The organism is Gammaproteobacteria bacterium, assembly GCA_013003425.1.
In the GTDB taxonomy this organism is placed as follows: Bacteria; Pseudomonadota; Gammaproteobacteria; order Steroidobacterales; family JABDKV01; genus JABDJB01.
Genome location: JABDJB010000084.1, coordinates 1 through 12,361 on the forward strand (window position 1 = coordinate 1; position 12,361 = coordinate 12,361).

Consider the following 12,361-nt stretch of genomic DNA (forward strand, 5'->3'; position numbering starts at 1 on the left):
GGCTGCCGCGCGGCTGCAGCTCAAATATTTTCTGTTTCAGCGGTGACTGCGGCAGCCAGTCTGCCAGCGGCACGATATCCTGCAGGCGGACGTAGCTCAGGTCAGCGTACAGCAGCCCATCTCCATCCATTTCACCAACCTGCTCGATGGCGAAAGTCGCAGCCGGCCAGCTTGCCCCGTCAGTTATAAAAACCAGGTCGTGACCCGATGCATTCCAGCCGGACTCTACCCGGTCAAATTCGACACGACCCCGCGTTAAATCGTAACTGCTGACAATTTCGTTGTTTCGTTCCAGTTCGACTTCGCGCAGGCTGAATTGCACGCTGGCCTGCTTCACCTGGCTGCCGGCCATGCCGACCCATGCAACGACATCACCGCTGCCGCTGCGCGGCGTAACGCGCTCCGGTGGCATGATGTCGTGCCAGCCGGCCAGCTCCAGCTCTTCGCTGCGCACATAAACCTGCCCGTTAAAATCATCCAGCGAGTGGAATTCATCGGCCTCAAGCGACAGTTCGATTTCGCCGCCCAGCGCTTCCGGAAGCTGCGCCAGCCCGTCGATGCGCAGCCGCTGGCCGGCAAGATCGACATCCAGATCGACATCTTCAAACTGCCACGGGCCCGCCCCGGTAACCTGGTCACGAAATATAATCACTGCTTCGCGCAGGCCTACCGACAACCGCCGCGGCAGGCTGGCATCGCCATCCCTTGGCATCGCCCTGCCACCGATCATCCAGCCATCGTCGGCATCGCGGACGACTTCGAGCTGCAGGCCGTCGAGCAGGATGCGTCCGGCGCTGACCTTGCGCTCGCTCAGCAGCGTTGTCAGGTTCAGCACAACGCTGCCATGTGCGGCCCGCAGCAGCGGCGTCGCTCCGTCAGCGGTCAGCAGTTCGGCATTGGAAAAACGCAACTCGGGCCCGGCCAGGCTCCAGCGGGCGTCAATTCCCTCGATACGTACCGGCGTTCCCGCCGCCTCGCTGGCAAACGCTTCAATCTTCTCATGGTAGTGCGGCATCAGCGGCAGCACGACGCGGAACACGCCAATTGCTATGGCCAGCAGTATCACGACTACTGAAAAACTCGCGGCCAGCCATTTCCAGAGGATTCTCAGCATGTAGTCGGTTTTGACAACGTTGCGGTCAGCGGGTGCCCCGGGGTCACATCAAAACAACATCGTGTTGTTCAGGATTGTAAAAAGCTTCGGTCTGCAGCCTGATCGGCTTACCGGTGATCGTCTCCAGCTCCGCAACCAGCGCCGACTCCTCGTCGACCAGCAGCTCGATGACGTCCTGGTGGGCCAGCACCATCATTTCCTTGCAGTCGAACTGGCGTGATTGCCGCAATACTTCACGATATATCTCGTAACACACGGTTTCGGCAGTTTTTATCGACGCCCGACCTTCGCAGGTCGGGCACGGCTGGCACAGGATGTGCTCGAGGCTCTCGCGGGTACGCTTGCGCGTCATTTCCACCAGCCCCAGCACCGAGACCTCGCTGATCTGAGTGCGGGCGTGATCGGCCTCGAGACTCTTCTCCAGTGCCTGCACCACCTGGTTGCGGTGCTCGCCGTTGCTCATGTCGATAAAGTCGATAATGATAATGCCGCCAAGGTTGCGCAGCCGCAGCTGCCGGGCAATCGCCTGTGCCGCCTCGAGGTTGGTGCGGAAGATCGTCTCTTCCATGTTGCGATGGCCAACATAGGCACCGGTATTCACATCGATGGTGGTCATCGCCTCGGTCTGGTCAAAGATCAGCGAGCCGCCAGACTTGAGCGGCACGCGCCGCTCCAGCGCGCGCTGTAGCTCGTCATCGATGCCATACACATCGAAAATCGGCCGGTTTGCCGAATAATGTTCGATCATCGGCGCGATATCCGGAGTAAATGTTTCAGCAAATTCCTTCAGGCGCCGGAATGAATCCTCGTTGTCGACACGGATACGCTCCATCTCGGCACCGATAAGGTCACGAACCACGCGCGACTCCAGCGGCAGTTCTTCGAACACCAGCTCACCCGGGCGCGCCGTCACAGCTTTCTCGCGCACCACTTCCCACAGTTTTTGCAGGTACAGCATGTCGCCGCGTAATGCCTCTGCGCCAACGCCCTCGGCAGCGGTACGGACAATGTAACCACCGCCGTTGCCATCGACGGCAAAACGATCAGTCAGCTCGCGCAGGCGTGTGCGTTCAACGTCATCATCAATACGGGTGGAAACACCAACGCCGCTGCCCTTTGGCATGAGGACCATGTATCGCGACGGCAGCGTGATATGCGTGGTCAGCCTGGCACCCTTGGTGCCCAGCGGGTCTTTCAGTACCTGCACGATGATCTGGCCGCCCTCGCGCACCAGGGCACTGATATTTGGCGGTTCCGATGGTTCGGGCGAGTCTTCGTCAGCCACCCGCCGGGCAATATCGGACGCATGCAGGAAGGCGGTACGCTCACGGCCAATATCAATAAAGGCTGCCTGCATGCCGGGCAGCACCCGGGACACACGTCCCTGGTAAACATTGCCGACGATGCCGCGGCGCGCCTCGCGGTCAATGAATATCTCCTGCAGCACGCCGTTTTCGAGCAGGGCGGCGCGCACTTCGCGCGGGGTGACGTTTATCAGCAGCTCTTCACGCACAGCGTTTATCCATTACATCGATGCCACAACGACCCAGCAGACGCGCCGTCTCGAACAACGGCAACCCCATCACGCCGGAGTAACTGCCTTCGATACGCTCGATGAATATCGCGCCGCGCCCCTGGATCGAATACGCCCCGGCCTTGTCGGCCGGCTCGCCGCTCGCCCAGTAGTGCTCGCGTTCGCTGTGGCTGATGTTGCGAAAGTACACGCGCGTGGAACTCAATTCGCTCAATGCCTCATTGTCATGAATAGCGCAAACCGCAGTGAGCACCTCGTGCTCACTGTCAGACAGCTGACCGAGCATTTGCAGCGCGTCATCATGGTCACGCGGTTTACCGAGCGTCCTGCCATCGATGACGACCGTAGTATCGGCGGCGAGCACCGGCGCGGCCTGCGGTAACAGCGCGGCAGCTGCGACTGCTTTTTCCCGCGCCACACGCTTAACGTAGTCACGCGGGACCTCGCCCGGTTGTGGGGTCTCATCGATTTCCACCGGGTGCACTTCATAGCGCACGCCGATCTGGTCCAGCAGCCGGCGGCGCCGCGGCGAGGCGGAAGCAAGGTAGATAAATCGTTGATTCATAATGCGAACTTACTAGTTTCGCTATTCGGCCGGGCCGATGCAAGGACCCCGGTCGCGACAGGACCGGTCATCGCTTCGGCTGGAAAATCAGCCGCTTAAGACTGCTCTACCGGGCGCCCCAGCAGCCGGTACGCTGCGATTACGCCGGCAGCCCCCACCAGCAGCGCCAGCCACCACGGCAGGCCAAAGCCGGCCGGCAGCGCACCGAGGCCAATTGCCACTACGCCGACCAGCAGCGCATAAGGCAGCTGTGTCTGTACGTGGTCGATGTGGTTACAACCCGATGCCATGGAAGAAAGGATGGTGGTATCGGAAATCGGTGAACAGTGATCGCCCCACACCGCACCGGTCAGCACGCAGGCAACCGACGAGTAAAGAATATGCAGGTGCTCTGGCGTCGCCATCTCATTCGCCGAAAGAATTGCCCAGGCGAGCGGCACTACAATGGGCAGCAGTATCCCCATCGTGCCCCAGCTGGTACCAGTGGCAAATGCCGTCAGCGCCGCCAGGATAAATATGACCGCCGGCAGTACAGCCGGTGGCAGGAAATCACCCAGCAGCGACACCAGGTAGTCGGCAGTGTGCAGCAAATCGGTGACTGAACTGAGCGTCCATGCCAGTACCAGCACGATCATTGCAAACAACATCAGCTTGATACCGGCATACCAGGCCTGCACCGTTTGCTCGATGGTGAGTATTCGCTGCGCCATGGTCATTAGCGCAGCCACGATGACGGCAGAAATCGATGCCCACATCAGCGCCTTGTAGGAATCGGCACTGCCAATGATTTCCGGCAGCGACTCACCCTCGCCGGTGACAAACAGACCGGTAAGTACGCCGACAACAAGCGTCAGGACGGGAACAATCGCGTTTATGGCGCGATGCGGTTTGTCCTGCACCGGCTCGATGGCCTTGCCTTCTTCTTCGCCGTGCGCAACCTCCGCCCCGGGACGCGACAACTGGCCGGTGGCGCGGGCACGACGCTCAGCGGCAAGCATCGGGCCGAAATCCCGACCACCACCGGCTATAAGGAATACCAGCAGCAGCATCAGCAGTGGGTAAAAGCTGTAACCAATCGATTTGAGGTATATGAGGTAAGCCGATTCGCTGTAGCCGTCGATCTGCCCGATGGCCGCATCGATCAACCCGACCTCGTAACCAACCCAGGTGGTAACCAGTGCAATACAGGAGATTGGCGCGGCAGTGGCATCGACCAGGAAGGCGAGTTTCTCGCGTGATATCCGTAACGCATCGCTGACGCGACGCATCGTATTGCCGACCACCAGCGTGTTGGCGTAGTCATCAAAGAAAATTGCCACGCCCATTGCTGCGGTTGCCAGCTGGCCACGACGCGCGGTGTTGGCCCATTTCACCACGTGATCGACCACGCCCTGCATGCCACCGTTGCGCGACACGATGCCAACCATGCCGCCAATCATGAAAGTAAACAGCATGATCGCCGCGTGATCGGCGTTGGCCACCGCATCGCGTACGTAAGTCTGGAAAACCGTCAGCAGACTGCGCCCGGCATTGGCAAAAGTGAAACCCATTGCCGCCAGCACGCCAACCCAGGCACCAAGAAACAGCGCGGGAATAACGCTGTGAAAAATCAGAGCAATGGCAATAGCCAGGAATGGCGGCACAATGGCCAGCCACCCGGCGATTACACGGCTTTGTGCCGCAGCCACCGGCCGGCCGCCACGCAACAGCTGCAGCTCCACCGGTCCGGACTGGTCGATCGCTATGTCATCGAATACCAGGCTGCCGGCTGTCGCGGTACCGGCCTGGTAGCGCTGCTCGCCGGCTACCAGCGTGTATTGCCCGCCAAAATCGACCTGCACCGTCACCGTCACCGGGAGACCGCGCAGCATCACGGCAGGCGCTTCGATGCCGGCAGCATTGGCCGCGCCCTGCCACAGCATCAGGGCCAACGCTGCGTATTGAATTAGACGATGCATGTATCCCCCACGCCGCGCAGCTTACCGCAAAGCGGTATCTCAGGCGCGGTGATACGGGTGTCCCTGCAGGATGGTCCAGGCACGGTACAGTTGTTCGGCCAGCACAATACGGGTAAGACCATGCGGCAATGTCAGCGGTGACAGCGACCATTGTTGCCCGGCCTGTTCGATTACCGCTGGTGCCAGGCCATCGGGTCCGCCAACAAGAAAATCGACGTTGCGACCATCCTGCATCCAGTCAGCAAGGTCTGTAGCGAGCTGCGCCGTGCTGCGCGACTTGCCGGTTACTTCCAGCGCAATCACGCGATGACCCCGCGGAATGGCCGCCAGCATACGCTCGCCTTCTGCTTTTTTTGCCTTTTCGGGGCTCACGCCACCGCCACGGTGAGTCAGGGGTATTTCCAGCAGCTGCAGCGGGCAGGCCTGCGGCATACGTTGTGCATATTGCTGCCAGCCTGCGCTGACCCATTGCGGCATGCGTGTGCCTGCAGCGATCAGGCGCAGCTTCATGCGGCGCGCCTAGTCTGCGGTGGACGCACCACGCTTTGCATCGTAGTTGCCGCCGTCCCAGAGTTTTTCGAGATTATAGAAATCACGCACGCGCGGCAGCATGACGTGCACGATGACATCACCCAGGTCCACCAGCACCCATTCGCCTTCGTTCTCGCCCTCCAGGCCAAGCGGCGGAACGCCCGCCTTCTTTGCCTTTTCTATTACGCTGTCGGCCATCGCTTTGACGTGGCGGTCAGACGTGCCGCTGGCGACGATCATGGTGTCAGTAATAGTGGTCAGCTTGCGCACGTCAAGCGTGACAATGTCATTGGCCTTGAGGTCTTCCAGCGCGTCAGTAACGAGTTTGCGCAATTGTTGCTCCGTCATGCCGTTTGCTCCGCCTCGAGCTGGTAGCACTTTGTTTCGAGAATAAGGTCACGCACCGCGTCGGGCATCAGGTAACGCGGATCATCACCTGCTGAAATCATCTCGCGCACGGCAGAAGAAGAAATCTCCAGCTGGGTGACTGCGTGTATGAATATCCGCCCGGCCCGGGCGCGATGCAGGTCGTCGATATCCTGGGTGCCGCGGTCGGCCAGCAGTTCACCCAATGGACCGGTGTCCGGTGCAACCCAGCCCGGCCGGTGGGCGACAACCAGATGTGCGAGCTGCAGGATTTGCCGCCACTGGTACCACTTTGGCAAACCGAGATAAGCATCCATCCCGACCATAAGGCAAAGCGACCGTGTCGGGAACTCTGCGCGCAACGCCAGCAGCGTATCGACCGAATAGGACGGCCCGTCACGATGCAGCTCGCGATCATCGACGATAAAACGGCGCTCGTCGCTCACGGCAGCGCGCACCATGGCGACGCGCTGCTCGCCGGTGGCGATGGCAGGCTCGCGATGCGGCGGCAGGCCGCAGGGCAGGAAGCGAACTTCGCTGAGCTGCAGCGCGCGCTGCAGTTCGTGGGCCGTACGCAGGTGCCCGTAATGGATCGGATCGAAAGTGCCGCCAAATACACCTATAGGGCTCATGCTCAGGCTACCTCGGCCAGCGGGTCTGGCAGCGGCGTCCCGGCCAGCGCCGCGACCAGGCGCGTCAGCTCGGCCGCGGCGTCGCCGAACTCAACACCTTTGGCGATACGATCGGCGCGTGCCGCGATACCCAGCAGCCGTATAAAAGCACCCGGCTTGCGATGACGGTCGAGCGCGCGTCGCACCAGCGTGCGGCGACTGCTCCAGACCCGTGCCTGCGCCATGGCATCACCGATGCTGACGCCGTGATCGAGCAGCCAGGACAGACGCGCCAGCGTACGCAGTTCGCGATCCAGCGCCCACAGGATCAGCGGTGCCGCCACGCCCTCGGCCAGCAGCCCGTTGAGAATACGCAACGCACGCGTTGTATCACCAACCATCGCCGCATCGGCGAGCTGGAAGACGTCAAAACGCGCGCTGTCGGTGACCGACTGCATCACCGCGGTTTCGTCAACCTTGCCGGGTCCGTTGATCAGCAGCAGCTTTTCGATTTCCTGGTCGGCAGCCAGCAGGTTGCCCTCGCAGCGCTCGGCGATGATTCGTGCGCCACCAATCGGCGCCTGCAGGCCGCGGTCACGCATACGCCGCTGCACCCACTGCGGCAGACGCCCGGTTGGAATGTCTGTAACAGGGACGTGTACGCCGGCCCTGGCCAGCGACTTTACCCACTTGGCCGAGCTGGCACGCGCATCGAGGCGGCCTGTGATTACCAGGATCAGCACGTCCGGCGATGGATCTTCGGCCAGCTGCACCAGCGCCTTGCTGCCGTCGGTACCGGGCTTTGCCGTGGGGATACGCAGCTCGATCAGGCGCTTTTCGGCAAACAGGGACATGTTGCGCGTCTCGGCCTGCAGCGCCGCCCAGTCAAATCCGCGTTCGACGACATGCAATTCACGCGCACCGTAACCAGCCTCGCGCGCATGGCTGCGTACGAGGTCCGCGGCCTCTGTCACGAGCAGGGGCTGGTCTCCGGCAATCAGGTAAAAGGGTGCGAGCTTCTTTTCGAGCTGGGACTTGAGCTTCTCAGGCCCTGTTTTCATGTGTTCAGAGATGGCTGCATCAGCGGCATATGATACCTGAATGTGCCTGTAGGAGCGGCTTCAGATTCCCATCTTCGATAGCGCGTCCATCATGCGCCGCAGCGCGAACGCCAGCGTGGGATGCGACTGGTTGAACTGCCCGACAGCCTCGTCGAGGCGATCACCCAGGCCCTGGTGCTGTTCGTCGGTCGGGCCGATATGACCCTTGATATCGGACATCAGCTGCGCAAGTAACGCGCGCTCTTCCTCGCTGACTTTCTCGGTGTCTTCCAGTTCACTGTGCACCTGGTGCAGCAACTGGCTCAGTTCTTTGTCGCTCATACCCCAATCCTACCAAACCCGCGCCAACGGCACGATTCGACGTGGGAGCGGCATCCTGCCGCGATTGCATTGAACCAAATCCTCGCGTGATCTGTCGCGCCTGGAAGGCGCTCCTACGATGCCACTACCCGGGACTGGTGCGGCGGAGAAGATGCCGCTCCCACAGGGCTTGGTCGCAGGTAATTCGCGGCTAAAGCCGCTCCTACAGGTTCGGGTCGGTGTTCTCTACGGCAACAGCGTCGACGACGGCCGGTTGTTTATCGAGATGCTCCTCGAGCAGCGCGACATTACGTTCGTTGGCGCGAAACGCCATGTCGAACAGGTCGCCGACCAGCGGCACCGCACCGACCAGCATTTCCACGCCAACGTTGCCAGCCATTCGCGTGATCACACGCGCCGGCGCGCCCAATTTCATCGCGGCAACAACGATATAGCCGGAGATCAGTGCACCAGCGGCATCACCGATACCGGGAACCAGTCCGATGACTGCATCCCAGCCAATACGTTTGCCGATTACCGGTATCCGGATGGAGCTGTCCATCAGACGCGCGAGACTCACCAGCCGCCGTCGCAGGCGTTCGTTTTCCAGCAGCTCGTCTGCCATCAGTTCCTGCCGGGGGCGCGTAATGCCAGAGCGGCACGCTGCACGACGGCACGGGCAACGTCTTCGGCCAGTGCATCCTGCAGGAATTCGGCGTCTTCGCGCCGGCCGAGAATGTCCTGCTCGTCGAAAAAGTAATCACGGGTCAGCGTCATGGTGGTTGGCTCGAGCACGAAACCCGTTGCCGTCGTCATGGCAAAAACCACGGTGTGGTAAAGCTCATATTCCTGCGGTTCGCCACGCGCAGATACCGACAGCACGCGCTCGTCGGCCTGGTCATCGACAATGGTAAGCACTGCCGTTGCCGCCGTTTCATCAGGAAGAATCTCGACACCCGAACGGCGCAGCTGTGCTTCGAGCTTTTCAACCAGCACACTGTTCATGTTGGCCGCTCGCAGATGCACCCGCGACAACTCTTTTGGCAGCAACGTAGCACCGCGCAGCTGGAAGCCACAGGCGGCAACCGCTGCGGCGACAAGCAGGATAGCGATAAACCGCACCACCCCTACACCACGATATTGACGAGCTTGTTGGGCACGACTATTACGCGACGCACTTCCTTGTCCGCGATGTAACGTTGCACGTTGGCATCGGCCCTGGCGGCCTTTTCCATCTCGGCCGCATCGCTGTCGGGCGCCATCGCTACTTTAGCGCGCAGCTTGCCGTTGACCTGCACAACAATATCAACGGTCTCGGTAACGAGTGCGTCACTGTCTGCGACCGGCCACGCGGCGTCGATGACCGGCTGCTCGTGACCCAGCGCAAACCACAGCTTGTGGCAGATGTGTGGCGCGATCGGTGACAGCATGGCTATCACCGTGTCCCACGCTTCACGACTAACCGCCAGCCCCTGCGGGCTGGTGTCATCGAACTTCGCCAGCTCATTGACCACACCGCGCACCGCGGCGATGGCGGTGTTGAAGGTGTAGCGCCGGCCGACATCGTCGGCCACCTTGGCAATGGCCTGGTGCACCGTGCCGCGCAGTGCCTTTTGTTTCTTATCCAGCGCTGCGGTGTCGAGCGCTGCCGGGGTGCCCGCCGCAATATGCTCGCCCACCATGCGCCACACGCGGCGCAGGAACTTCCAGGCACCATCGACGCCCTCGTCAGCCCACTCCAGCCCCTGATCGGGCGGGACGTCTGATACCGAAAACAAGCGCAAGGTGTCGGCACCATAGCGCGCGATCAGCTTGTCGGGGTCGACGCCGTTGCGCTTGGACTTCGACATTTTTTCGACGCCGCCGATTTCCACCGGCTGGCCGTCCTGCTTAAGCGCAGCACTGACGATGCGGCCCTTGTCGTCGCGCCGGATGTCCACCTCGTCACTGTTGTACCAGTCACGCCGGCCCTCGACATCACGGTAAAAGGTCTGTGCGTTCACCATGCCCTGGGTCAGCAGGTTTTTGACCGGCTCGTCTTCGGCCACCAGCCCCAGGCTTTTCATCAGCCGATGATAGAAACGAACGTACAACAGGTGCAGCGTGGCGTGCTCGACACCACCGATGTACTGGTCAACCGGTAACCAGTAGCGTGCGCGTTCATCCAGCATCGCGCTATCGCAGTCCCACGAACAGTAGCGCGCGTAGTACCAGGACGATTCCATGAAGGTGTCAAACGTGTCGGTTTCGCGTTTGGCCGGTTTGCCGGTTGCCGGATCCACCGTTTCGACAAACCCGGCCAGGCCGACCAGTGGCGACCCTTCGCCGTCGGGCGTGACATCCTGTGGCAATGCCACCGGCAGCTGGTCTTCGGGTACCGGCACCGGGCCGTCTTCGGTGTCGATTGCCGGTATCGGCGCGCCCCAGTAACGCTGCCGCGATACCAGCCAGTCACGCAGGCGGAAATTCACCCGCCGCTTGCCACGCTTCATGCCTTCGAGATAGGTCGCGACCTCGTCAAAGGCAGCTTCAAAATCGAGGTTATCGAACTGGCCGGAGTTCATCACCACGCCATACTCGACAAAAGCGCTTTCTTCCAGCGAAACCTCGCTGTCATCGGCCGGCCTGATCACCTGCACGATCGGCAGGTTCATGGCATGGGCAAATTCCCAGTCACGCTGGTCGTGACCGGGCACACCCATGACCGCGCCGGTGCCGTATTCCATCAGTACGAAATTGGCCACCAGTACCGGCACCGCGTCGCCGCTGATCGGGTGCACCGCCTGAAACGGCAGGCGCATGCCTTTTTTCTCCATTGTCTCGACGTCGGCTTCGGCCACCGGGCCACGGCGACACTCGTCGAGAAAATCCGCGATCTCATCGTCATCCTCGGCCGCTTCCAGCGCCAGCGGATGATCGGCCGCCACCGCCATGTAGGTCACGCCCATGATGGTATCGGGGCGGGTGGTGTAGACACCCAGCAGGTCTTCGCGCCCGGCCACACCAAAATCGATATCGACGCCTTCCGAACGGCCGATCCAGTTGCGCTGCATGGTACGCACCGAGTCAGGCCAGCCGTCCATGTCATCGAGGCTGTCGAGCAGCTCCTGCGCGTAGTCGGTGATTTTCATGAACCACTGCGGGATCTCGCGTCGTTCGACTACAGCACCGGAACGCCAGCCGCGGCCGTTGATCACCTGCTCGTTGGCCAGCACCGTCTGGTCGACCGGGTCCCAGTTGACCACCGCATTCTTTTTGTAGGCGATGCCGTTTTCCATCATGCGGGTAAACAGCCACTGTTCCCACTTGTAATAGTCCGCGTCGCAGGTGGTCAGCTCGCGGCGCCAGTCGTAAGCAAAGCCAAGCTGCTTTAACTGCGACTTCATGTGCGCGATGTTTTCGTAAGTCCACTTAGCCGGCGGGATGCGGTTCTTGATGGCAGCGTTTTCCGCCGGCAGACCAAATGCGTCCCAGCCGATCGGCTGCAGCACGTTTTTGCCCTGCATGCGCTGGAAGCGCGCGATGACATCGCCAATGGTGTAGTTGCGTACGTGACCGACATGCAGCGCCCCGCTGGGATACGGGAACATCGACAGGCAATAGAACTTCTCTTTCGAGGGATCTTCGTCGACCTCGAAACAGCGATTGTCTTCCCAGTATTTGTTGGCTTCCGCCTCGACCTTCTGCGGGTCGTAGTTTTCGCTCATGGACCGATCACCGGAATTTGAGTGCGGCAAATATACATGAGTTGGTTTAACGATTGCAGATGGAGCTGACGCTGCCCCGACCCTTATCCCGAATTACCTCATTTCCCGGGGCAGCGCAGCTCATCTGCCATTGGTCGGGAAACGTGCCATCAGCACCACCGCGCGTGTTCAGCCGGCCAGAGCGGCTTGTGGGAGCGGCTTCCAGCCGCGACTACTAGCGACAAACCCTGGCAAAGGGATTGCAGGCGAATAGCACTGTACCTGGTAGTCGCGGCTGGAAGCCGCTCCCACAAGCCGCTCCCACAAGCCGCTCCCACAAGCCGCTCCAACGACATCGCGCGATCTACCGCTTTCGCGCGAGTGCCAGGACGAACGCCAGGGATGCCAGCAGCACTATAGCGGTGTCGCCGACGACGACATACGGCGTAGCGCCGGTATGTGGCCGCACGGCAGCGGTGAGCACCTGTGTCTCGAACTGCGGGATGGTCTGCTCGATGCGCCCGTCCGGCGCTATTACGGCACTGACTCCGGTGTTGGTGGCACGCAGCAGGTAACGCCCGGTCTCGATGGCCCGCGCCCGCGCAATCTGCATGTGCTGGTGCGGCGCAATCGAC

The 12,361-nt window shown here is 61.2% G+C and carries 13 protein-coding genes; all 13 read right to left on the reverse strand.

All coding sequences use genetic code 11. The features are described 5' to 3' along the window. The coding region (locus HKN06_11925; protein NNF62020.1) for a hypothetical protein at positions 1-1,114 on the reverse strand (1,114 nt) is incomplete at its 3' end. Between the two features lie 43 nt (positions 1,115-1,157). Beyond that, positions 1,158-2,627, reverse strand: a complete 1,470-nt coding sequence (gene rng / locus HKN06_11930; protein ID NNF62021.1) for a ribonuclease G — start codon at positions 2,625-2,627, stop codon at positions 1,158-1,160. Continuing rightward, positions 2,620-3,213 (reverse strand): septum formation inhibitor Maf, encoded by a 594-nt coding sequence (gene maf / locus HKN06_11935; GenBank protein NNF62022.1) that lies wholly within the window; start codon positions 3,211-3,213, stop codon positions 2,620-2,622. The genes rng and maf overlap by 8 nt, the downstream gene beginning before the upstream one ends. A gap of 95 nt (positions 3,214-3,308) precedes the next feature. Next, entirely contained in the window at positions 3,309-5,171 is a 1,863-nt protein-coding gene (locus HKN06_11940; GenBank protein ID NNF62023.1) for a Na+/H+ antiporter NhaC family protein, read from the reverse strand. A 39-nt stretch (positions 5,172-5,210) separates the two neighbouring features. Next, positions 5,211-5,681: a 23S rRNA (pseudouridine(1915)-N(3))-methyltransferase RlmH gene (gene rlmH / locus HKN06_11945; protein ID NNF62024.1), complete on the reverse strand. Its 471-nt coding sequence runs from the start codon at positions 5,679-5,681 to the stop codon at positions 5,211-5,213. 9 nt (positions 5,682-5,690) lie between these two features. Then, entirely contained in the window at positions 5,691-6,050 is a 360-nt protein-coding gene (gene rsfS / locus HKN06_11950) for a ribosome silencing factor (protein ID NNF62025.1), read from the reverse strand. Beyond that, complete coding sequence (gene nadD, locus HKN06_11955; protein NNF62026.1) at positions 6,047-6,700, reverse strand: nicotinate-nucleotide adenylyltransferase; 654 nt, start codon at positions 6,698-6,700, stop codon at positions 6,047-6,049. The genes rsfS and nadD overlap by 4 nt, the downstream gene beginning before the upstream one ends. Positions 6,701-6,702: 2 nt before the next feature. Next, on the reverse strand, positions 6,703-7,740 hold the full coding sequence (locus HKN06_11960) for a DNA polymerase III subunit delta (GenBank protein NNF62027.1): 1,038 nt from the start codon (positions 7,738-7,740) through the stop codon (positions 6,703-6,705). 60 nt (positions 7,741-7,800) lie between these two features. Then, the gene (locus HKN06_11965) at positions 7,801-8,061 is read right to left on the reverse strand and encodes a DUF4404 family protein (protein ID NNF62028.1); all 261 of its coding nucleotides are present in this window, start codon (positions 8,059-8,061) and stop codon (positions 7,801-7,803) included. A gap of 202 nt (positions 8,062-8,263) precedes the next feature. Beyond that, positions 8,264-8,665: a DUF4112 domain-containing protein gene (locus HKN06_11970; GenBank protein NNF62029.1), complete on the reverse strand. Its 402-nt coding sequence runs from the start codon at positions 8,663-8,665 to the stop codon at positions 8,264-8,266. Then, positions 8,665-9,162, reverse strand: a complete 498-nt coding sequence (locus tag HKN06_11975) for a hypothetical protein (GenBank protein ID NNF62030.1) — start codon at positions 9,160-9,162, stop codon at positions 8,665-8,667. The genes HKN06_11970 and HKN06_11975 overlap by 1 nt, the downstream gene beginning before the upstream one ends. Before the next feature lie 5 nt (positions 9,163-9,167). Next, positions 9,168-11,747, reverse strand: coding sequence for a leucine--tRNA ligase (locus HKN06_11980; protein ID NNF62031.1), 2,580 nt, complete (start codon positions 11,745-11,747; stop codon positions 9,168-9,170). Between the two features lie 343 nt (positions 11,748-12,090). Next, positions 12,091-12,361 (reverse strand): apolipoprotein N-acyltransferase (locus tag HKN06_11985; protein NNF62032.1); only part of this gene is annotated, 271 nt, incomplete at its 5' end.

Coding starts and splice junctions, on each gene's coding strand:
- HKN06_11960 (NNF62027.1), bottom strand. CDS start 7,740: ATGAAAACAGGGCCTGAGAAGCTCAAGTCCCAGCTCGAAAAGAAGCTC.
- rsfS (NNF62025.1), bottom strand. CDS start 6,050: ATGACGGAGCAACAATTGCGCAAACTCGTTACTGACGCGCTGGAAGAC.
- HKN06_11980 (NNF62031.1), bottom strand. CDS start 11,747: ATGAGCGAAAACTACGACCCGCAGAAGGTCGAGGCGGAAGCCAACAAA.
- HKN06_11940 (NNF62023.1), bottom strand. CDS start 5,171: ATGCATCGTCTAATTCAATACGCAGCGTTGGCCCTGATGCTGTGGCAG.
- maf (NNF62022.1), bottom strand. CDS start 3,213: ATGAATCAACGATTTATCTACCTTGCTTCCGCCTCGCCGCGGCGCCGC.
- nadD (NNF62026.1), bottom strand. CDS start 6,700: ATGAGCCCTATAGGTGTATTTGGCGGCACTTTCGATCCGATCCATTAC.
- HKN06_11970 (NNF62029.1), bottom strand. CDS start 8,665: ATGGCAGACGAGCTGCTGGAAAACGAACGCCTGCGACGGCGGCTGGTG.
- HKN06_11965 (NNF62028.1), bottom strand. CDS start 8,061: ATGAGCGACAAAGAACTGAGCCAGTTGCTGCACCAGGTGCACAGTGAA.
- rlmH (NNF62024.1), bottom strand. CDS start 5,681: ATGAAGCTGCGCCTGATCGCTGCAGGCACACGCATGCCGCAATGGGTC.